At 42.3% G+C, this 22,101-nt stretch carries 15 protein-coding genes; 2 read left to right on the forward strand and 13 right to left on the reverse strand.

The genetic code is table 11. The annotated features are described in order from the left end of the window. Window positions 1–14: 14 nt before the first annotated feature. Both R8G66_31600 and R8G66_31605 read right to left on the reverse strand, forming a co-directional pair. Complete coding sequence (locus tag R8G66_31600) at window positions 15–2,417, reverse strand: 3-hydroxyacyl-CoA dehydrogenase/enoyl-CoA hydratase family protein (protein MDW3196965.1); 2,403 nt, start codon at window positions 2,415–2,417, stop codon at window positions 15–17. Beyond that, a complete protein-coding gene (locus R8G66_31605; protein ID MDW3196966.1) occupies window positions 2,401–2,874 on the reverse strand; it encodes a MarR family transcriptional regulator in 474 nt (157 codons plus the stop codon). Before R8G66_31605 ends, R8G66_31600 begins: the two co-directional genes overlap by 17 nt. Window positions 2,875–3,024: 150 nt before the next feature. On the opposite strand from R8G66_31605, the gene R8G66_31610 reads away from it, so the two are divergent. Beyond that, window positions 3,025–3,579 carry a hypothetical protein gene (locus tag R8G66_31610; protein ID MDW3196967.1) on the forward strand — a complete coding sequence of 185 codons (555 nt, stop codon included), beginning with the start codon at window positions 3,025–3,027 and terminating at the stop codon, window positions 3,577–3,579. A gap of 91 nt (window positions 3,580–3,670) precedes the next feature. Here the strand turns inward: R8G66_31610 and R8G66_31615 are convergent, their stop codons facing one another. The 8 genes from R8G66_31615 to R8G66_31650 form a co-directional block, all read right to left on the reverse strand. Next, window positions 3,671–5,500: a tetratricopeptide repeat protein gene (locus R8G66_31615; protein ID MDW3196968.1), complete on the reverse strand. Its 1,830-nt coding sequence runs from the start codon at window positions 5,498–5,500 to the stop codon at window positions 3,671–3,673. Between the two features lie 372 nt (window positions 5,501–5,872). Then, window positions 5,873–7,564, reverse strand: coding sequence for an Ig-like domain-containing protein (locus R8G66_31620; GenBank protein ID MDW3196969.1), 1,692 nt, complete (start codon window positions 7,562–7,564; stop codon window positions 5,873–5,875). Continuing rightward, the gene (locus R8G66_31625) at window positions 7,561–8,433 is read right to left on the reverse strand and encodes a class I SAM-dependent methyltransferase (GenBank protein MDW3196970.1); all 873 of its coding nucleotides are present in this window, start codon (window positions 8,431–8,433) and stop codon (window positions 7,561–7,563) included. Before R8G66_31625 ends, R8G66_31620 begins: the two co-directional genes overlap by 4 nt. Before the next feature lie 2 nt (window positions 8,434–8,435). Next, window positions 8,436–10,301, reverse strand: coding sequence for a tRNA uridine-5-carboxymethylaminomethyl(34) synthesis enzyme MnmG (mnmG, locus tag R8G66_31630; protein MDW3196971.1), 1,866 nt, complete (start codon window positions 10,299–10,301; stop codon window positions 8,436–8,438). A gap of 263 nt (window positions 10,302–10,564) precedes the next feature. Beyond that, window positions 10,565–11,017 carry an rRNA maturation RNase YbeY gene (gene ybeY / locus R8G66_31635; GenBank protein ID MDW3196972.1) on the reverse strand — a complete coding sequence of 151 codons (453 nt, stop codon included), beginning with the start codon at window positions 11,015–11,017 and terminating at the stop codon, window positions 10,565–10,567. Next, window positions 11,017–11,418, reverse strand: a complete 402-nt coding sequence (locus R8G66_31640) for an ATP-binding protein (GenBank protein MDW3196973.1) — start codon at window positions 11,416–11,418, stop codon at window positions 11,017–11,019. The genes ybeY and R8G66_31640 overlap by 1 nt, the downstream gene beginning before the upstream one ends. Further along, window positions 11,418–14,705: a DUF4175 family protein gene (locus R8G66_31645; protein ID MDW3196974.1), complete on the reverse strand. Its 3,288-nt coding sequence runs from the start codon at window positions 14,703–14,705 to the stop codon at window positions 11,418–11,420. The genes R8G66_31640 and R8G66_31645 overlap by 1 nt, the downstream gene beginning before the upstream one ends. A 3-nt stretch (window positions 14,706–14,708) precedes the next feature. Further along, on the reverse strand, window positions 14,709–15,023 hold the full coding sequence (locus R8G66_31650) for a hypothetical protein (GenBank protein ID MDW3196975.1): 315 nt from the start codon (window positions 15,021–15,023) through the stop codon (window positions 14,709–14,711). 72 nt (window positions 15,024–15,095) lie between these two features. On the opposite strand from R8G66_31650, the gene R8G66_31655 reads away from it, so the two are divergent. After that, entirely contained in the window at window positions 15,096–15,800 is a 705-nt protein-coding gene (locus tag R8G66_31655; protein ID MDW3196976.1) for a phosphoribosyltransferase family protein, read from the forward strand. Between the two features lie 383 nt (window positions 15,801–16,183). Here the strand turns inward: R8G66_31655 and R8G66_31660 are convergent, their stop codons facing one another. From R8G66_31660 to mfd, 3 genes are all read right to left on the reverse strand, one after another. Beyond that, window positions 16,184–16,588: a hypothetical protein gene (locus R8G66_31660; protein ID MDW3196977.1), complete on the reverse strand. Its 405-nt coding sequence runs from the start codon at window positions 16,586–16,588 to the stop codon at window positions 16,184–16,186. A 610-nt stretch (window positions 16,589–17,198) separates the two neighbouring features. Then, on the reverse strand, window positions 17,199–18,485 hold the full coding sequence (locus R8G66_31665; protein MDW3196978.1) for an SUMF1/EgtB/PvdO family nonheme iron enzyme: 1,287 nt from the start codon (window positions 18,483–18,485) through the stop codon (window positions 17,199–17,201). A gap of 188 nt (window positions 18,486–18,673) precedes the next feature. Continuing rightward, window positions 18,674–22,042, reverse strand: coding sequence for a transcription-repair coupling factor (gene mfd, locus R8G66_31670; protein MDW3196979.1), 3,369 nt, complete (start codon window positions 22,040–22,042; stop codon window positions 18,674–18,676). Between the last annotated feature and the right edge of the window lie 59 nt (window positions 22,043–22,101).

Consider the following 22,101-nt stretch of genomic DNA (forward strand, 5'->3'; position numbering starts at 1 on the left):
TTTTGTTTCTACAATTAATTTCTCAACGGCTTGCCTTTGAATAGAATGCTCTGGATTCTTTCCAAAGTTTTAGGCTCACCACACAAACTCAAGAAAGCTTCTCTTTCCAGATCAAGCAAGTATTGCTCCGATACTTTCGAAGATTGTGAAAGATCACCTCCACACATGACCCAGGCAGCTTTGTTGGCAATTTTCACATCATGCTCGGACGCGTAGTTCCCAAATCTCATGCCTGAAGCGCCAGCCATCAATGCAGCAAGACCACCTCTACCTAATACTTTGATATCTGTTCTCGGTGAAGGTTGCGTGTATCCGGCCTCATCCAACTGGATCACTTTATTTTTCGCATCTGCCAATAATCGCGTGCGGTTCAACGTGACTTTATCCGCTGCTTCCAGAATACGCATGCCTCGGGCCTCTTCTGCCGAAGTTGCGACTTTAGCAGTTGCAATACTCATAAAATACTCTTGCAACGTATTTAGTTCCGGATCACCAGGAATGTATTCATCCGCAGCTCTCAAAGTGAACTCTTTTGTTCCACCCCCACCAGGGATCAAACCGACACCAACTTCCACCAATCCGATGTAAGTTTCCGCATGTGCCTGGATGGCATCACAGTGCAAAGACAATTCGCATCCGCCACCCAGTGCCATTCCAGCCGTTGCAGCAACAGTTGGAACAGAAGAGAACCTTGCTCGGGTCATCGTGTTCTGGAACTGTCGGATCATCAGGTCGATTTCGTCGAACTCCTGATCTACCGCGTACATGAACAACATCGCCAGGTTTGCACCGGCAGAGAAGTTGGCACTCTCATTACCTACAACCAATCCTCGGAAATCTTTCTCCGCGGTATCGATCGCCATATTGATGCCTTCGATCACTTCCGCACCGATGGAATTCATCTTGGTATGGAACTCAAGGTTCAATACGCCATCTCCAATATCGTAAAGGGTTGTTCCGTCGTTGCTCCAAACCACATTGTTGTCTTTGAACGCATCGAGGAAAATAAAGCCTTCGGTTCCCGGAATGACTTTGTACGATTTACTTGGGATATCGTAGTAGTGTCTTTTTCCGTTTTCGAATTTGTAGAAAGATTTGTGACCGTCATTGATCATGGTCGTCACCCACTCTGCAGGTTGCAGGCCAGCTTCAACCATTTTATTATAGATCTCTTCAGTCCCCATCGCATCCCATGATTCGAATGGGCCCATCTCCCAGGCGAAACCTGCAGCCACTGCACCGTCGATTCGGTAAAGCTCATCTGCGATTTCAGGAATTCGGAATGAACAATATCTGAAGAGGTCGAAGAACGTACTGCGATAGAACTCACCTTCTACACCGTCGGCGTTGATGGCAATTCTCAATCTCTCTTTCACATCTTCCACATCCTTGGTTTTCTCAAGGACAGAAAGTTTCGATTTTTTCTTTGGTCCGTACTCGAAAGTTTTCAAGTCGACCTCAAGGATCTCTTTCTTTCCTTCCGGAGTTACGGTCTTTTTATAGAAACCTTGTTTGGTTTTGTCGCCCAACCATTTTCTGTCGGACATTTCTTTTACCACTCTTGGCAATTGGAATACGTCGCGAGATTCGTCATCTTTCAATGCAGCATACAAGTTGTTGCTCACATTAACGGTCGTATCCAATCCAACCACATCCGATGTACGGAAGGTTGCTGACTTTGCGCGTCCGATTACCGGACCAGTGAGTTTATCAATTTCACCAACACTCAATCCGGTTTTATCCACCGCGTGCATGCCCGACATCATGGAGTACACTCCGATTCGGTTGGCGATGAAGGCTGGTGTATCCTTACAAAGCACAGTGGTCTTTCCAAGATAGAGGTCACCATAGTGCATGAAGAAATCAACAATTTCCGGATCCGTTTCCGGAGTAGGAATGATCTCTAGCAACTTCAGGTATCGCGGTGGGTTAAAGAAGTGCGTTCCGCAGAAGTGTTTTTTGAAGTCATCACTTCGACCGTCCAACATTAAATGGATCGGAATTCCGGAAGTATTACTCGTGATCAGTGATCCGGGCGTTCTGTGTTGCTCTACTTTTTCGAATAGTGATTTTTTGATATCCAGATTTTCCACCACTGCCTCGATCACCCAATCACAATCCTTGATGAGGTCCATGTTGTCATCAAAGTTGCCGGTGGTGATCAGCGAAGCACTCTTTTTATTATAGAGCGCCGCAGGCTTGGCTTTAAATGCTGTTTGTAAGGAAGTATTTACAATCCGATTACGCACAGAGGGGTGATCCAACGAAAGACCTTTGGCTTCTTCTGCTGCATTGAGCTCCCTCGGAGGAATGTCCAGCAGAACCGTTTCGATACCAACGTTGGCAAAATGACAAGCGATTCTTGACCCCATAATTCCGGAGCCTAAAACTGCTGCCTTTTTAATTGCTCGTTTCATATTCTAGTTCCTGTATAAATGTATGCAAATGATTTTTATCGTCAATGACAGTGTTGATGGCCTGGATGACTTCCAGAAAGGTTCGAAGCTTGTCGTCGGAGACGACTGCTCGTACGCGTTGATTAAATTCTTTTACCGATCTTCTTGAGATCTCTCTTTTTCGCTTGCCTTCCTCTGTCAACAATACCCGAACCGATCGTCCGTCTTCCTGATCTTTTTCGCGATAGATCCAGCCCTTTTCTTCCATCGCTTTCAACATCCGGGTAAGGCTACGTGATTCTAATCCAAGCTGAGGGGCGATCTTAGTGGCAGGTGTTCCATTGTCAAAGTCAATGTTGAGTAGCACAAAACCAGTCGAAGCAGTGATGTCAAATTTGTCACCGTACTGATTGTACATCCTGGAGATTGCATGCCAGGTGGCTTTGATGTTATAGTCTACCGTTTCTTCTCGCTTCATTTCTTCACGTTTTAATTCCAACTCGCGGATGTGGAGATTTCAAAGATAACAAAAATAGTATGCATGCATACTATTTTTTGAAGTTTTAGCTTTTGTGGCCATGCTTGTTAAGTCTCACCTTTTTAATTTTACTTTAGAAGACGACAATTCATGGCGCAATCCATTCCTCCTTTATTCTACTCATTTGAATCAGACGATCTGTTCAAAAAATGCATTGAGTGCGAACGACCACTTGATGATGATTGTGATTATGTGATTGAGAAAGCTTTTCGTAATTATCCAGGTTACAAAGCCAAAGATGTCATTTTCGATTATGCGCTTTGCATGAACTGTGCTTTGGAGATCCGGGAGTCCTTTTCAAAAAAATCATTGGAAGCGATGGATCAGTATTTTGCACAACATACGCAGAGTCGCATTGTGCTGGTAGATGAAGAGGGCAACTTCAATGTGGACGAGTGTCTTTCTTCTTGTCTGGTCAAAGGAACCAAAGTGACGGACTTAACCGAATACCAGATCTACGCACATTGTCGCGGAAAGCAGTTGAGTTCGCAAATTCCTCCTTACATGGTCAGCAATGAGGCAGTGGATGATATGCTTCCTTTACTCTCGAACGAGACCCAGGATATTTTGAATGGATTCTTCAACAAGCACTTCTCCCCCGATCCTTCGATCATGAATCCTGTTCCGAAGATTGTGTTGGTGTGATTTCGACAGGCTCGGGGGCGCCTAGCCAATCTGACAATAGAAAGTGCTATCGAGACAGGTTCAGGGACGCCTTGTCAATCTGAAAGGGAGTTCAATTCAAAATATCTCCCCGCAGCTGACGGAATCTTTTTCTCGCTTCAGCGGCGTACATACTTCCAGGATATTCAGTGAGGAACGTGCGGTAGAGTTCTTGTGCATCTTCTGTCTTGCCCATGTTCCTTTCCAGAATTTCAGCTTTTGCAAAAGCGGCATCATCTGCCAGGATATCATAGCCATATTCCTGAAGTAGTTTTTCCAGGTATTCGACAGACTGATCGAACTGACCTAGCTCCCGGTAAATTTTGGCAAGGCTCCAGTAAGATTCATCAACAATGGAATGTCCTGGGTTTTGATCAATCAATTCTTTGAATGAAGCGATGGCTTCTTCGTTTTTATTTTGGAATAGCAGCAATTCCGTGTCCGCAAATTTTTTCATTACGAAATCTGATGTATCCAGTATCGTATTATTGTTAATCAGCAGGCTGAGAGAAATCGCATCGTTCGAAATTTCCCGTGTCGTGGCTCTTTTCAGAATATCGATGTGGCTCAAAGCAAGGGCGAAATAACCCGTGTAATAATTGAGTTTTGCATTTCGCAATTTCGCCTCGTATCCAACCAGGGTTTCTTTATTCAGTTTTTCTACTTGTGAATAAAGCAGCGAAGCTTCCCAGGGATCTCCTTGTAAAAGATAAATGTCTCCCAAATCGAGTTTACTTCTAGATATGAGAATCGGGCTTACTCGTGGAATGGCGATGATGTCCTCCAGGATATCAATGGCGATCTGCATCTCGCTCAAATGAAACGCATGAAGTAGTGCTTTGCTTCGCATTCCTTCCATGGTGATTTTGCTGGCACCTAATTCATCGTACAATCTTTGATATTCAATGGTGAGTGCTCGAATGGCTACTTTGTCCACGGGGAATGTGCTCTTGACCAAGCCTTCCTTACTTACGATCAACATTCGACGTGCCTTTCCATAGTTGTAAGATTTGCCGAACGTTTTCACTACATATTCATAAATGGTGACTGCATCTTGCCATGCTTTGTTGTCAATCGCAATCCGGCCGATTTTAATGGACTCATCACCGGCGGAGCCGGTCCGGCGATCCAGCGCTCGGGCTTGTAGAAAAGCGCCGTAAAAATTTTTGCGCTGGAGCTCGATCCAAATGAGCAGTTCGCTGTACACGGAAACCTCAGGCTCCTTTTGAATTTTTCGGATCAGGGTCTCCTCTAAGAAGGCCAGGTCTTCTTCATCGGCGAAGAGATTTTGAAAAATATTTTTGATGTAATTCAGATTGCTGGGATTCGCTAAGGCATAGTACAGATACTCCTCGACCATGAGCTGTTTCTGATCTGTCATCCGATACACAGTCGCAAGGTCCAACGCGTAGGCCGCAGGGCGGCCGTTAATTTTTCGGGCTTGATGCAAGAAGTCAATCGCATACGAAAACAGCTCCTTGGTCACGAAACTTTGAGCCAGAAATGTCAATTGATATTGATTTGTCTCAAGTTGTTTTTTCAAAGCCTGAAAGGCCGCTTTTTGTTTTTGTTCTTCTCCTGTCGAAGCGTATAGAAAAATCTGATCAACGCGATATTGATAATTGGTGGGATAATATTTCAGGGCAGTGGTCAAATATTTATCCGCCTCCTTGAAACGCTGCTGATTGACCAGTAAACTAAAATAGTTGGTGTGAATACCCGGAATGGCTTGTCGTTGTTTGGCCAGGTCTTTGTAAAGCGCCTCAGCTTTTTCCAACTCTCCATTCACATAGTACTCATTACCCAGCTGGACATTTTGCTCGATTTGCGCCGGACTATTTTTTCGCTGCGCAACAAGACCAGTTGTTATAAATAGGCAAATGATTACGACGAGGTACCTCATGTTTATCTTATCCACAAATTCTTATACTAGTTTAATATTATAAGGTTTTTTTTAAAGAAGTATTATTCATTATTAGGACTGTGGATTTGTGAATAAGTCATCAAAATTAGATTTGTATTATCCGAATGTTCATTAACACCAATTGCCTGGCGTTTATACACATGTTATATCCACTTTATTCTATTGAAAATCAAGCTTTTAATATTTAGTGTGTGGAAGTGAATAAGTTGAATGTGGGTAAAGTGAAATTAAGGTTATCTACATCGGGGTGATGAAATTTTATATTTAGGGAGATGTTATGAACGGAAGCAAGGTGTGAGAAAAGGCTGAAATAATAAATGCCCTATTATTCACAGGATGTCATGTGGTTATTCACAGGTTATCAATAACAAAGTTGTCAATATTGATCTCCCATTTAGCCCTTAATTCGGTAAAGCCAGGATATAGTCTAACAGGTTCTGGGGCCTGATTAAGATTGAAATTGCCGTAGGTCCATTCTCCGTCGTTGTTGGAATCAATTAAAACCCGTAGTGAGTATTGACCTGGAGGAATCCTTGTAAAGGTTCCTTTAGGTGTATTTCCTTTGGTAGCAATGACGTTATATTTCTTGTCAATCAATTCCACAAAGTAACTAGGTTGATCTATTTGAATAGAAAATCCAATCATACCAGTTTCTATTTCCTCTATAACGGAATAATTATTTTCAATAACTTCCGATGAATCTCTTTCTATGGAAATGATTGCTCCCTTGTTAGCATGGAAAGTGAATCTATTGAAATCAATGACCTGTGTTACTGAATCTGGAAGGGATTGATTAATGATGCTTGCCACAGAATCTGAATACTGTTTCCAATCAAATACATATTGAATGGTAAGATTGGTCTTGTCATGATTTAATGAGAATTCAGGATTGTAGTAACTCAAGGGTACTGTGAGTAATGAATCACCTTTGATAGTAAATGCGTTTTGATCAAATGAAACAACAGGTTTATTAAAAGCCACCTGGATCTTTACAGAATCTGGTAAGGAGGAATTTGGTTTAGGTGTAGTAGTAAGTGTGAATTTCTCTTGCTTCTTAGATGATTCATTAAACTTAATGTAGATCGTATCTTGTGTTACTTGTTGTAAGGTGTCGGACGCAGTGAGGTAAACAGCCAGGCTGTCCGGATATTGAGCCTGAGGATAAAATCGCAGAGAGGCAGCATCGGGATTCAATCGATGATAGATCTCATACAATGAATCTGAAGTTACTGCCTGGTAGGAAGTCAAAGCTTTGTTGTAACGTACTTCAAAGTATTTACCTCCGGGTCTACCGGTCAGTAATTCTGGTTCAGTAATATCGAGAAGAATGGTATTTAGTTGGATAGTATCATAGTTGGCTAGCAAGTTGATCGTGTCAGGTATGAAGGTGTGTTTCTCCGTCGCTGCATCAAATAGAAGATTACTGTTTTCATCTTTAAAGGCAAAGAGTTTGTATTGATCTGATTTTATATTGGTGATCTGAAAGAATCCTTGCTCATTCGAGTTGATAAAATACCTTGGTTTTTCTTTGGCATAATTCAAGGAGTCATGAAGGGTATAAAGACCAATGGTCATGCCTTCTTCGACTTCTTGTGTTAGCAAGTCTTTTATGCTACCTGATACAATCAATGAATCGATAACAGGTCCTGTACTAAATGGAAGTACCAGGTTTTCTGCTGGTGACTTTTCAGTGATGTCCGTAATGCCTTTGAAGAAGTTAAAAGTATAAGTGGTACTGTCTTCAAAGGGCTCTTCGAATTTAATGATGACGCTGGTCTTCTTGGTTTGAACTACGTATTTGTTTTCGGTAGATGGGGTAATGATCAGGTTTTGTTTGAGCTGATCTGCTGTTACAAACTCATCGAAAGTGAGTCGGATAATATTGTCCTTAAAGTTGATGGCTTGCATCTCCGGAACGGACTCTAATAAAGTTGGAGGTATGGTATCCTTAGGTCCACCGGATACAGATATAGGGCTTGCACATTCATTAAGAAAAGGAATGATCAGAATGAATGGGATGATGAATTTTAAGAATGATCTCACTTCGTTAAAACGTAAATAAGGGAGGAATAATTACCTGTTTGTTTCGCTTTTTGATTGGATTTAAGTCCGGTTTTGAAACCACGTAACATAGCTAATTTGTTGCCAATGTACTTTTCACTCAACAAGGACACATAGAAAGCATCTAATTTCATTGGAATGGTTTCCTGAATCTTCATTTTGGTCTTGGTGGCTAGAGCCTGCATCGTTTCTGGTGTGAAATGGTACAAATGTCGGGGGACATCATATCCTGCCCAATATGCCTGATAATGTTGCGCATCATATGAGGCACAGTTTGGCACTGCTATTAATAGTTTACCATCGTCCTTTAATAGTTTTCGTAGTGCTCGAATGGTGTCTATCAAATCATGAATATGCTCCACCACGTGCCATGCAGTGATGACATTATACTTCTCTTTAAGGTCTTTGGTCAATTCGGGATATACGGTAAGCCCCTTGCTGATGGCTTTATTTCTTGCACTTTCACTAGGCTCTACTCCAGTAGTCTCCCAATTGCTCTGCTTCATATGAGCCAATACATCACCTGTTCCACAGCCATAGTCGAGCATTCGTTTTTCAGTACTGTAATTAGTTATCAGCCTCTTCTTCCAATTCAGAGTGAAATGCCGTGCCACCTTGTAGATTAGATTGGTAAGGTTATTACTATTATCAGTATGAGAGATATAATTCTCGTTCTCATAATAGGCGCCTATTGCTTCTTTGTCTGGACGTGGATTTGTATATAGCAGTAAGCATTTTTGACATTGGACGATAGCAAAGCTTTCCTTGCTGTGACTATGATCGTCTACAATGATATGATTAGAATGACTGCTAAAACCACAGAGTGGACATTCCTCAAGTTTTTCGTACATGCCTATCTACCGAGATGAACCATTAGAATTGAGATATCAGCAGGACTCACGCCACTAATTCTGGAAGCTTGTCCAAGGGTAAAAGGCTTCACTTTTCCCAACTTCTCAATGGCTTCTGCAGATAATGCGGTGATTTGACTGTAGTCAAAATTTGGATTGATCTTCTGATTTTCCAAAGTGATCATTTTAAGAGAATTCTCGTGCTCTCTTTGTATATAGGATTCGTATTTAATTCGGATCTCAGCCTGCTCTAATACCTGTCTGTCGAAATGATCCAGATAGTTGAAGAGGTCATCTGATAGAGTGGCTATGGCGTCTATATGGAGTTCTGGTCTTTTGATCAACTGCTTCAGTGTAGACTTCTCCTTGATAGGTGCTGTAGGAATAGATGCCAGAAAGTCATTTGCTTCTGTGGGACTGGTCTTGGCTTCTGTCAATTTCTCAATGACCGTCTGTGTTTCAGACTCCTTTTTAAGCATGGTCTCCAGTCTTTCTTCAGTAGCTAATCCAAGATCAAATCCCTTTTGAGTCAATCTTTGGTCGGCATTATCCTGACGAAGTAAGAGTCTGTATTCAGCTCTGGAAGTAAACATGCGGTAAGGCTCGTCTGTGCCTTTGTTGATCAGGTCATCAATGAGCACACCAATATATGCTTCGGATCTATTTAAGATGAAAGGATCTAATTCGTTATGTTTCTGATGGGCGTTGATTCCAGCGATCAATCCTTGGCATCCTGCCTCTTCATAGCCTGTGGTACCATTGATTTGCCCGGCGAAATAAAGGTTTTCTACTAGCTTGGTCTCAAGTGTAGGCTTTAATTGAGTGGGCTGAAAGAAGTCATATTCGATGGCATAACCGGGACGGAACATCTTAGCATTCTCAAATCCTGGTATATGTCGAATGGCTTCGTATTGTACATTCTCAGGTAGAGAAGTTGAAAAGCCGTTTACATAGACTTCAACTGTGTTCCATCCTTCAGGTTCTACGAAAATTTGATGTCTTTCTCTTTCGGCAAATCTTGTGATTTTGTCTTCTATTGATGGACAATACCTGGGCCCCAAGCCTTGAATTCTTCCATTGAACATAGGAGATTGAGAGAACCCAGTCTCCAAGGTCTCATGAACTACAGGATTCGTATAGGTGATCCAGCAGCTTCTTTGCTCTGTTAGGGTAGCAGTTTCATTAGAATAAGAGAACTTCTCTGGCACTTCGTCACCAGGTTGTTCTTCCATTTTAGAATAATCCAGGGATCTTCCATCCACTCTGGGAGGTGTACCTGTCTTCATTCTACCGCTTTTGAAGCCTAATGTTTCCAGTTGTTCAGTCAAGCCCGTCGATCCACGTTCTGCTGCACGACCCCCACCAAAGTTCTTTTGCCCAATATGGATGAGCCCATTTAGGAATGTACCATTTGTAAGTACTACAGATTTGGCTCTGATTTCAATCCCCAGACTGGTCTTAATCCCGACTGCTTTATGATTCTCCACCACAACTTCAGTGACCATCTCTTGCCAGAAGTCTACATTTGGGTTCTGTTCCAAGGCTAATCTCCACTCCTCTGCGAATCGCATACGATCGGATTGCGCTCTTGGACTCCACATAGCAGGTCCTTTTGATTTGTTAAGCATACGAAACTGGATCATGGTCTTATCGGTAATGATACCAGACATACCTCCTAAGGCATCTATCTCTCGAACAATTTGTCCTTTAGCGACTCCTCCCATTGCAGGATTGCAAGACATCTGTGCAATGGTGTTCATGTTCATGGTGATGAGCAAGACCCGAGATCCCATATTAGCTGCAGCGTTAGCAGCTTCACAGCCGGCATGACCAGCTCCAACAACAATTAAATCGTACTCTGAAAACATGGCTTTTGGGTGTTCCACGTGGAACACTTTATTAATCCTTACTTCTTTATTTCAATGTTCCACGTGGAACACTAGATAACTCATGAATATTCTAACCTACTTGATCCTCATAAAACGCGCGCAATACTGTGTTGGTTAATCTTGATTCTGTAAATGTTAAGTCTTACTTACAAGACAATATCTACTGTGATCTTGATCAGCCATGGCTATTACATGAGTAATCTCATGCTGCCTTTTCAATATATGAACGTAACAAAATAGGTTTAATTAGATGTTCCACGTGGAACACTTAATTTTCGCAGCAAAGATAAAGAAGCTTCTTCTTTCTTAGTCATGAGTATTTGCTCCTCTTCTGTCTTGTCTTTATATCCTAGAAGATGTAGACATCCATGGGCAATGACTCGCATTAATTCTTCTTCAAAACTTACACGGAATTCCTTCGCATTATCTGCTACGCGATCGATGGAAATATAGATATCGCCAGATACGACTCGTTCTGCAGAGTAGTCGAACGTGATGATGTCCGTGTAATAGTCGTGATTGAGGTAGTCCTTGTTGATGGTCAGCAAGAACTCATCCGAACAAAAAATGTAATTAAGATTGGAGATTTGTTGTTGTTCTGATTGCGCGAGAGCGATGAGCCAGCCTTCTATCGCAGGCTCATCGAGGTTGATGGGTAGGTTGACTTCTTCCGAATGGAAGTATATTTCAGTCACTATTGTAGGTAGAATGTCAATTCCACTACGCGTCCTTCGTCTTTGAAGGTCACTTCATCACAAAGGTGTTTCATCAAAAAGATGCCTCTACCTCCAGGGTTTTCAAGATTTTCTGGTGCTGTTGGATCAGGTAATTCGTCGTATTGAAAACCTTCACCTTCATCTTCAACAGTGAACCGAATGGTATTTTCTTCCAGCTTCAACTGCAAGTCAACACTCTTACTCTTGTCTCCTTTGTTTCCATGAAGGATCGCATTATTCACCGACTCAGTGACAGCAATCATGATGTTACCATAAATGTCATCGTTGAGGGCATACTTCTCTTTTGCATTGTCGATAAAGCTCTCAATGATGCGGATATTTTCCGAAAGAGATGGAATCTGTATTTGAATGGAATCCATTAATTGTCTCTACTTAAACGTCTAAAATATTCGTTAACTTCTTTCTTGTAAAATGGACTGAGTTCCAAAGGTACATTTTTCAGCAATTCTATTTCTTTCTCTCGAGCTTTTAAATATTCCTCGAAAACTTTAGGACGCTGACGATCATATTCAGCAGCTGATTGAGCCTCTCGTTTGTTATCAAAATCCTGGTCCCGCGTAGAATTCTCTGCTTCCAACATGCGCGTTTCGATATCTTTTTGTCGATTGATCAACTGCTCCGTGAGCCTTTTGTTCACAAGATCGATCTCATTCATTTCCATCTGCTCCATGATCTCTCCCAATTGTTTTCCTATTTCATCATTGCCTGGCTGGCCCTCCAATTGCTTTTGAAACTCTCTCAATTGATTCCTGATCATCTCCTGCTGTGCCGCCATTTTGGCTAAGGACTCGGATAGTTTTCTTCCCTTCTGTCCACTCTCTTTCAGTTCTTTGATCTGCTGGCTAAGCTGCTGTTGTAGCTTTTTCAGATCACCCATGCCCTTCTTTTTGCCATCTTTCTTGTTCTTATCATTTCCGTTTGAAGGCGAAGCATTAGCCATTGCCTGCTGCATTTGTTGCAAAGCATCAGACAACAGCAGCGACAGGTTGTTCATAGAACTCATGGCATACTGCTGGTTGCTCAGCGCACGCCCTCTGTTACGGTCTCTAAGCTCCGATAGCGCACCATCGATGTTACGGTTCATTTCGGTGACTTCTCTGGTTACAAAGCTTGAAAGCTCTGCCACACGTCCCGCAAGCGCTAACAGGCTGTCCTGTATCACTTGTGCATCGTCTTTGAGTTTCAGCTGCTCTTGTGATAATTCAACAAACCGAGGATCAACCTGACGGATGTTCCTGAATTCTTTAATCAGTTCTTCTTCTTTGAAAGAAAGTTTTACCAGATTGTCGACAATGTCTCTGAGGTTATCGATGTTTTCCATACTGGTTTGAGATTGCATCGCAGCCTGCATGTCTTCCATCTTTTGACTCATCTGCTGCATTTGTTGTCCTGATTGCTGCTGACGCTGACTTCCATCCTTACGTTTATTGTTCTCCAGTTGCTCCTGAGCATCCTTCATGCTTTCTTCAATGTCTTGCTCATCCTCAGAGAAGTCTTGCATGGGCTCCGGATCTTTGAGATCCTGATTGAGATCCTGAACATTATCTAATTGTTCTTTGATCTTTTCAAATTCCTTGGCAATCTCTTTTTGTTCCTGGGCAGACTCTTCAGTAGACTTCTCTTTGTTGGCTGTTTCTTCTGCCAATTCTTGTTGCTTTTCAGCCAGTTCTTCCAGATCCTTTCCGGTACGCTCCAGCTCTGATTCCATTTTCAGTCGCTTGAAGAGTTCCAGGGTTCGCTCTAATTCATTCTCCAGATCTTGCTCATTTGGAGACATACGGTTCATCATTTCCTGGATTTCATTGCTTTCTGCCTGTTCTTCCAATAGTTTTTGAAGTTCATCGTACAACTTCTTGGTTTCTTCATCCAATAATTCTTCCATTAGTTCCTGGATCTGATCGGCTTTGTCCTGCAATTGTTCACTTCGCTCATTGAATTTCTGTTCGCCATCTTTCAAGTCATTGAAATCTTCCTTCAGCTTCTGAATTTCTTCTTCCAGTGCCTGACGTTGTTTGAGGATTTCTTCCAGCATGCGTTCTTCCTGCCACTCAATTTCCTTTTTACTTCTAAGTCGATTTTGTAGTTCTTCCAGTTTTTCATTCAGGCTTTTGCTTTTCTGAATGCTGCTTTGCAATTGCTGCTCTGCTTTGCCTGATTTTTTAGCCAATTCATTCCGAATTTCCGCTTTGCCTGGTACTTTGAACAGATACGAAGGAGATTTTACTTTTTTAAAGCCATTGATAGCGTCATTGTCTGTTACTTCAACATAAACCTCCAATTGTTCATCATCTTCAAGGTTGAGTGAATCCAGGTTCCAGCGGAAGTAGTAAGTCTGCTGCAGTGAATTGATCGTAGCAGGAATACTGACTTTTTTTGTGTCGTTATCACGTTTGGCCACTAATTCCAGTGATCTTATGCCATAATCATCGGAAATACTTCCAGCAACAACTACATATTCGTATAATACTGTATCAGCGAAAAACTGATTACTGATGGATGGAAGCTCATCTTTGATCACATCGATGTTATAGGCCAGTTTCTCTTTGTTCAGGCTGTATTGGTTTTCACTTTTGATTTCATAGCTCGTGGACTTCATGAATCTTCCTGAAACACTGAAAACACTGTTTACTTCTTCTGCAATGAGTGAGTCGTTAGGATCAGAAACGGCTAACCAAACACTATTAGCCTCTTTGGCGTTGATCTGCCAGGTAGCTTTGGTTCCTTCAGGAATTTGAAGGTTTCCTACATTGCTGACCGATTCATGGGCCTTGCGCGTGTGAGCTGGATAATCCAATTCAATGTTAAATGAGCCAATTTCCGGTCTTGTAAGAATATTCAACTGATATTCTTCACTTCTGAATCCTGCGGCGTTCAAATGGAATTTTATGTTTTGATACGGTTTGTTGAACGTAAACTCGAACTGATCGGAAGTTAGAGGCGTCATTTTCACATCACGATCGTTGACATGAAGGAAGACGGTTTCCGGAAGAGAACTCCCCTTCATTTTTACTTTTAATTGGAAATCTTCATTTCTGAATGCATTTAGCGATTCATTCTCTACCGAAAAAGTGAAGGGCGCTTCTGGAATGTATTCTTTATTGTAATTGACAATTCTTTTGCTGCTGTCTACAATCGCCGATGGAAAAGCCAGGGAAGTCAATACGACGATGACGATTAGAATGCCAAGAACTCTTGCATATTTCCAGTTGATGGAGAAGTCAACTGCTTTGGCAAACGGAACTAATTTCATGTCTTCCATTCGCCGATTGATGCTCGCAATGATCAAATCACTGTCCGCATTGTCATTTGATAACTGTATGGTATTCAGGAGTTTATCATCAATATCAGGAAAATATTTCCCTATTTCGCGGGAGGCATTTTCGTCAGAAATTGGAGGAAGTACGCCTGATAAGTAAAGAATGGGAATGGCTATCCAATAGGCAATGGCTCCGGTGAAGAGCAGCAACAAACCAAAGAACAGTACTTTTCGAACGGTGGTATCGAAATTGAAACTGAACTCCAGTACCCCGGTTAGAGAGATGAGCCCAAATATTAAAATTAAAGCGATGATCAATCCCTTGATCAATCTGCTGAGGTACAACTTTCTTTTATACGCTCTTAGCTTCCCTGTCAATAAATTCTCCATTCCTCAAACGGCTATTCCTATTTCTATGGTAAAGTATTCTAATATTTGCATTTTCAAGAGTTTCTCTTGCTCTAAAAGGTCAAATCGTGGTAATTTCTTAACCAACTCCCAATGCGGCCACCCTTCTTCATCTACACCTTTTAATTCATAATATCCTGCAAGCGACAAAACTTTGCAGATGGCGATGTGCATCAGGTCCTGTTTTTCTTCTTTCGAAAAAACCTGATTTCCCTGGCCAAGTTCCTGAGTACCAATGAGAAACAAGACACTGTTCAGGTCTTTGGGTCGTTTCCCAACAATGGTTTCGAGTGCTTTCATAAGCCGACTCCATCGTTGTTGCATTTCTAGATCTCTTTGGTAAACCATATCTTTAAACTTCAATAAGACCAGATGGCTGTAGTATCATACGCAAAACGCGTTTTCTCGGATTTCATTTCGACGCTTTATCCTGACAATTGTATCAATTGTTCGGACATTTTGGTATCAAATGAGCAGTTTTTGTGCACTTCCTGTGCCATTGACCTACCGCTGACCAATTACCACCTTGAACCTGAGAACCCACTTTATCAAAAGTTTGCTCATAATCCGGCCGTAATAGATGCCTACGCTTACCTGCATTTTCAACAACGAGGTGTAGCACAGAAAATTCTACATGAACTAAAGTACAAGTCGCGATCTGCAGTCGGTGAATTTTTCGGGGCCTTGTTGGGTACCGAATTGCTCCGTGCCGAGCTGACCTATGACATCATCGTACCTGTTCCCATACACTGGCGAAAAAAGAAGAAACGTGGTTACAATCAAAGTGATTTTATCGCGAAAGGTATTGGCGCGGTTTTGAATGTACCGGTGATGGATGACGTACTGACCAAAGTGACTAATACGGAGACGCAAACGAAAAAGACAAAACTTGAACGTTGGCAAAATGTGGAAGACAGTTTTCGAATTGTGAAGCCGACGGCCTTATACAAAAAAAATGTGCTTTTGGTCGATGATGTGATCACAACTGGAGCGACGCTGAGCGCGCTGTGTGACCAGATGGTCAAGTGTGATCCCGAATCCATCACTGTCGGCGCGTTGGCGACGGGAGTTACGTAACTTTTTTTACCCTTAACTTGCTGTAATAGAGTGAATTAGAGTTCTAAAATCTCGTTTTCAAAATTAAGGCTCAAAAATGCAAGGAATGGAGAGGTTTCTACCCGATTCTCTGGAAATTTCGGTTTTTGGTCAAAATGTCATGGATTTTCTCACTTTTTGAGTTTTGCTGTGAAAAATTCTCGTCACCAAAAATTTTTCGAAACAGTCAAATTATTTTTTTGAAATAGAAGAGCCTTGAAGTATTTTAGATGTGATCGGATTTTTCTCTAATCAAGGAGTTAATCTTAATCCTCATAGTCAGTGAAGTGTTCCACGTGCAGTTGCGGTTTAACCTTTGGAAATAAGCGACTGTGGAGACACAGCCCTGGGTTTTTAGTTTCCTTTCATCCCTTCGACTCTAGAATTAATTGTTTGAGCTTTCTAACGATATTGCTAATCTCATTTTGGCGATCAAGATTGACCTTGATCAGTGAATCATAGCAATCATGAGTTTTCAACTGTTCGATCTCAAATTGGAATGGATAATCTTCAAGCCAGACAAAGGGTTTATCCCAATTGATTGCTTCTGTCTTGCTGTCTATCCAATCAGCTCCAGAAAACGATTTAAGTAGGGATAAATCTCTATCATAATAATATTGGCTTAAATATTCGATGGCTCTGTTGGCACCAGTTCGGCAATGAGTCGTGAGCCATAAGCAGTTAAAGTTCTTACTTACAAATGCTATTAACTCTGAGGCACCCGCTGGCGCTTTCATGTCTTTTGTCAATAAGACTCCATCAATATCCATGTATAAATTCGGTATATTGTTTGATTTCATTAATTGGTGTTCCACGTGGAGTCAATCTTAGATAGAACTTTTCTCTCTAATAAAAGTACAATTTTATTAAAATTAGTTTCACTTCAACACAATAGCGAAAACCTCAAGCCAACGACAACTTCTAGCACTTCTTTTTTCTGAACTAATAAGGTGTTCTCTTCGCTGTATTTTATCGGGTTTTTCTTCCATATTAATAAAAATTTTGAATTTAGGTTATAAAAAGAGAATTCGCTGTACTTGCCGTCTAATCGCCTTAATCGATTCTGAATTTACTCGAAACCTGAGATGAAATATGGAGGATTTTGCAAGGTCAAATGAATGGCGCTAGCTTATTTTAGTACAAATTCACTCTTTTCAAATGAAGCAGTTTAATAAATGTGAGGTGGATTTCATATTGCCTAAAGTAAAGCGAGCCATTTGGAATCAATACGTTTGTGAAGACACAAACGTGGGCTTAAAAGTCAGATAAATGTTCCACGTGGAGTCGGAAAATGCTTGCCTATTGTGGATCCAAAAAAAAGTATGGACATAAAAAAAGGCCACCAAAACGGTGACCTCTTATCAGGTTATGTATTCTTATTTAATAATTTGTTCCTGCATGGATCATTGCGCATCGGAAACCGATGGTTGCGGTTGAAGAATCTTCCATCAATGATCGGCGTGTTCCTGGAGACATCCAGTAAGCCACATCTTGCCAAGAACCACCTTTGTACACTCTCATTCTTCTGAAGGGAGGATTATCAGCGTTGAACTCTGATACAGAGATACCTGCATTCTCTGCTTCTTCCTGCGTGTACTGGCCTTCATTACCAATGAAGCTGTAACCTGCATCGTAGTTGCCTTCCTCATCAAGGAAACCATCTCTACGAACCGGGTTGAAATCTTCTACATCCTGGAAAGACAATGGACGGTACACATCCTGAACCCACTCGTTTACGTTTCCAGCCATGTTGTACAGACCGAATTCGTTTGGAGGATAATCGTAGATGTAGCTGGTCAGCATTGCACCATCGTTCAACTTACCAGCAATACCGGCATAGTCACCTTTTCCTCTTTTGAAGTTAGCCAGGAAGAAACCTTGCGCTTTACCGTAAGGATTTCTAAGTGCGTGACCATCCCAAGGATAAAGTCTTCTGTGCGTCTGGTTCTCGTTAGCCCACTGTGTTCCGATCAATGCTTGTGCAGCATATTCCCACTCCGCTTCTGTTGGTAGTCGGTAATTAGGTAGCACCACGCCACTTTCCAAAGGAATTCTTTGTGACCCTCCGCCACCTACGGAAGCAGAAGCATCTTCCGCACCTGCGAAAGCATCATCTCCACCATCGTCAGCAATAGGATCAAGTAAACCAGCTTCAGCAGCCAACTCATTGTTAACAACGTCAGTTCTCCATCGGCAGTAGTTTACAGCTTGTCTCCAGTTCACACCCACAACTGGGAAGAATCGGAAACCTGGGTATCTGTAGTAGTGAGCTACATAAGGATCGTTGAAAGCCAAATCCTTCGCCCATACCGTGGTATCAGGAAGGTTGTTTTTCCAGTAGACTTCATCAGAATCTAACTTGATGTAGTATTCGTACTCTAACCAGTGAATATTAGCCACCTCAGTTTCATCCATGTAAAAAGAAGCAACAGTTACCGCACGCTCTACATTGTCACGTGTGAAAACCACATCTTCTTCGAATGATCCGAGGACAGTACGACCTCCTTCAATAAATACGAGATTGGGACCAGCGGGCTGACCACTGTAATCATTTACAGTGAAGGCTCCTTCCTCATTGTACTCGAGCCCTGTCGCTGAACTTGCTGCTCCTGGTGCAGTACTTGTGGGAGTTCCACCACCGCCCAAGAAGCAAGAGCTTAGCATCATCGCACCAGTAAATGACGCGAGAGCTGCATTAAAAATCTTTTTCATAACCTGTTTTTCTCTTCTGTAGCGAATTAAGCTACTAAATAATACAAATATTCTAAAAATACCTATTTAATGGCAATCAAAGCCAACATCTCTAATTATTAATGGGTTTAAGCGGGAATTTATTGTGTTAGACCATCAAAAAATTATGCTTCGACCATTAACATGCTGTCCAAATGCTCAATCGCCTCTGAAACGTTCTCCACTGGGTCAATTGAGATGATCAACTTGTTTTTGTACTCACGCATTTTACATTTTGCCGCCTGTTCCTTCACATATTGTAAGACCATTCCGAAGGTTTCTGACTGGAAATAAGCATCGTTATCTTCTACCATGAGATAGCCTTTCAGCTTTTCGCCTTTCAACGTAATTTTCTCGAATCCGAGTTTTACGCCTCTCCAGCGAAGCTTCACACTTTTGATCAACTCATCGACAGCCTCTGGTGCTGGCCCGAAACGATCTTCCAGCGATGCTTTGAACTCACTAAGTTTCTTTTCATCATCTATTTCAATGTTATCAAGCCTGGAATAAAGACTCAATCTTTCCGCAGTACTTTCTACATAATCTTGTGGAATCAGGATTTCCAGGTCTGTTTCTACCAGACAATCGGCTTTGATCTGTTGTAATTGTTCAACACCAAGCATCTCCTGAGTAAACAACTCTTTGAATTCGGTTTCTTTCAATTCCGTGACGGCTTCGTCCAGGATCTTATGGTACATTTCAAAGCCCATGTCGTTGATGAACCCGCTCTGTTCACTTCCAAGCAAGTTACCAGCCCCTCTAATATCCAGGTCGCGCATGGCCACTTTGAAACCATCACCCAGATCGGAGAATTCTTCCAGCGTTACGAGTCTCTTTCGGGCATCTGAACTGAGCGTGGAAGTAGGTGGTGTAATAAGGTAGCAATAGGCTTTGGTATTGGATCGACCAACTCGTCCACGCATCTGGTGCAGGTCGGAAAGCCCAAACATGTGCGCCCGATTGATGATGATCGTATTGGCATTAGGAATGTCCAGCCCGGATTCTATGATATTGGTGGACACCAGCACATCATATTCACCTTCGATGAATTTGAGCATGATCTTTTCCAGGGTTTTACCCTCCATCTGCCCATGCGCCAAGCCAATTCGGGAATCGGGAACCAGTCGATAGATGATGTTGGCCACTTGCTCTATGTCGCTGATGCGATTGTGTACAAAAAAGACCTGACCGCCGCGACGGATTTCATGACTCACCGCATCACGGATGAATTCTTCGTTGAATTCCTGCAATTCTGTAGTCACCGGACGCCTGTTGGGTGGTGGCGTGCTGATGATTGACAAATCTCGTGCACCCATCAAGGAAAAATGTAGCGTTCGGGGAATCGGTGTAGCCGTAAGCGTCAAAGAATCCACATTGACCCGCATTTCTTTTAGCTTTTCTTTGACTTTCACCCCAAACTTCTGCTCCTCATCAATGATCATGAGCCCAATGTCTTTGAACTCCATGTCTTTATTGACGATCCGGTGTGTTCCGATCAGAATATCAATTTTTCTTTCCTTGAGTTCTTTCTTGATCTGGGTAATTTCTTTGGTTGTTCGGAACCGATTGACATAATCTACCACAATCGGGAAACTTTTCAATCGTTCCATGAACGTATGGTAGTGCTGAAAGGCCAGAATCGTCGTAGGAACCAAAACTGCGACTTGTTTCCCACTATTCACGGCCTTGAATGCTGCGCGGATGGCTATTTCGGTTTTTCCAAAACCTACGTCGCCACATACTAGTCGGTCCATGGGGTGACCATTTTCCATGTCTTGTTTCACATCTGAGGTCGCAGAACTTTGGTCCGGTGTGTCCTGATACATGAAACTTGATTCGAGCTCGGCTTGCAAAAAGTTATCTGGTGGAAACGAAAACCCTGGTGCCGCTTTTCTTTTGGCGTAGAGTTGGATCAGGTCCTTCGCAATGTCTTTGACTTTTCGCTTGACCTTCTTTTTCTTGTTTTCCCATTCTTGCGAACCCAATTTATTCACCGCGGGTGGACCACCTTCCTTTCCGGAGTATTTGGAGATCTTGTGTAAGGAGTGAATGCTGACATACAGCAAATCATCGTCTCGGTAAACCAACCGAAGTGCCTCCTGCATGTTTCCATTTACATCCACGCGATCCAACCCAGCAAATCGGCCCACACCGTGATCCACGTGAACCACATAATCGCCTGCTTGTAGTGCTCGAAGCTCTTTTAAGGTCAGTGCTTTTTTCCTCGTGAATTTGTCTTTGGTATCTGTACGATGGAAGCGGTCAAAGATTTGGTGATCCGTATAGCAAACAATGCCCTGGAGGTCATCGATGAACCCTTCTCTCAAACCAATGGCAATTCCCTGGAAGGAAATGCCCGGATTAACTTCCTCAAAAATGGTCTGCAGTCGTTCGTGTTGCTTGAATGATTCGGCCAATATATAATTGGTGTAATCCTGCCGTTGGTAATCGGACAAATTATCGGCTAGCAGCTCAAAATTCTTATGAAAACTGGGTTGAGGCTTAAAATCAAACTGGAACTCCTCAGATTTAGGCAAGTAGAATCGTTTACCGAATTCGATTTTTGTGAAAGGCTCTACCAGTTCCGTAAAAACAGTCCCATTGTCAAAAAGATCTGCAGGACTCATCACTACCTGGGTGTTGCCGGAAACATTCATGAGCTCATCAAACGACTGGGACGCTTTGTCAAACCCTTTGTCTACAATGTCGATGATCTCACGATAATCTTTCATCCAAATGGCCGTGCTTTCGGGAACGTAGGACAAAAAAGATTGTCGTTCCTCCTTCAGGAGCTTGGTCTGAACATCCGGAATGATGCTCAGGCTTTTCAATTCATTTTTAGAAAGTTGCGATTCGGGCTCGAATTCCCGTATGCTTTCAATTTCATCTCCGAAGAGCTCGACACGGACAGGGAGTTCCTGAGCGAAAGAATACACATCAATAATTCCCCCACGGACCGCAAACTGGCCGGCTTCATAGACAAAATCTGTTCTTTCGAAATCGTAAGTAACCAGTAATTCTGTTAGAAACTCAACGTCTACCTTTTCCCCAACACTCGCCTGAAAGGTATTGTCTACCAACGATCTTTTGTTGATCACCTTCTCTGTGAATGCTTCCGGATAAGTCACTATATATAAAGAGTCATCTCCGGCCTGATTGATGGCATTCAATACTTCTGCTCGTTGCAGGATGTTTGCATTTTCTACTTCCTCGAACTGGTAAGGTTTTTTATAGGAGGTGGGGAAGATCAATACATTACCTTCCTTGTCGAGGATCTGTCGCAGATCGTGATAGAAATAGTTGGCTTCTTCACGGTCGTGCAAAACAAACAGGTTGACACCTGGCCTTCCCAATCCCGTAGCTGCTCCGACCAGCGCATCTGCACTACCTGCTAATCCACGTAATGCAATATTGGTTTTTTTACTAAGGCTTTCTCGAATAGCACAAACAATGCTTTCGTCCTTGTAGGAATAAAGTACTTCTGAAAAGTTCACTCGGAAAATGGTAAGAAGCGCAAAATTATGACATCTGAGAGACCACTCATTGAAAAACT

It is taken from the genome of Cytophagales bacterium, assembly GCA_033344775.1.
Lineage (GTDB): Bacteria > Bacteroidota > Bacteroidia > Cytophagales > Cyclobacteriaceae > JAWPMT01.

Bases quoted from the DNA above. Each gene is read 5' to 3' on its own strand.
- R8G66_31655 (MDW3196976.1), top strand. From the start codon at position 15,096: ATGGCTGTAGTATCATACGCAAAACGCGTTTTCTCGGATTTCATTTCG.
- R8G66_31600 (MDW3196965.1), bottom strand. From the start codon at position 2,417: ATGAAACGAGCAATTAAAAAGGCAGCAGTTTTAGGCTCCGGAATTATG.
- R8G66_31615 (MDW3196968.1), bottom strand. From the start codon at position 5,500: ATGAGGTACCTCGTCGTAATCATTTGCCTATTTATAACAACTGGTCTT.
- R8G66_31610 (MDW3196967.1), top strand. From the start codon at position 3,025: ATGGCGCAATCCATTCCTCCTTTATTCTACTCATTTGAATCAGACGAT.
- R8G66_31640 (MDW3196973.1), bottom strand. From the start codon at position 11,418: ATGGATTCCATTCAAATACAGATTCCATCTCTTTCGGAAAATATCCGC.
- R8G66_31665 (MDW3196978.1), bottom strand. From the start codon at position 18,485: ATGATGCTAAGCTCTTGCTTCTTGGGCGGTGGTGGAACTCCCACAAGT.
- R8G66_31660 (MDW3196977.1), bottom strand. From the start codon at position 16,588: ATGGATATTGATGGAGTCTTATTGACAAAAGACATGAAAGCGCCAGCG.
- mnmG (MDW3196971.1), bottom strand. From the start codon at position 10,301: ATGTTTTCAGAGTACGATTTAATTGTTGTTGGAGCTGGTCATGCCGGC.
- R8G66_31650 (MDW3196975.1), bottom strand. From the start codon at position 15,023: ATGAAAGCACTCGAAACCATTGTTGGGAAACGACCCAAAGACCTGAAC.
- R8G66_31625 (MDW3196970.1), bottom strand. From the start codon at position 8,433: ATGTACGAAAAACTTGAGGAATGTCCACTCTGTGGTTTTAGCAGTCAT.
- R8G66_31605 (MDW3196966.1), bottom strand. From the start codon at position 2,874: ATGAAGCGAGAAGAAACGGTAGACTATAACATCAAAGCCACCTGGCAT.
- R8G66_31645 (MDW3196974.1), bottom strand. From the start codon at position 14,705: ATGGAGAATTTATTGACAGGGAAGCTAAGAGCGTATAAAAGAAAGTTG.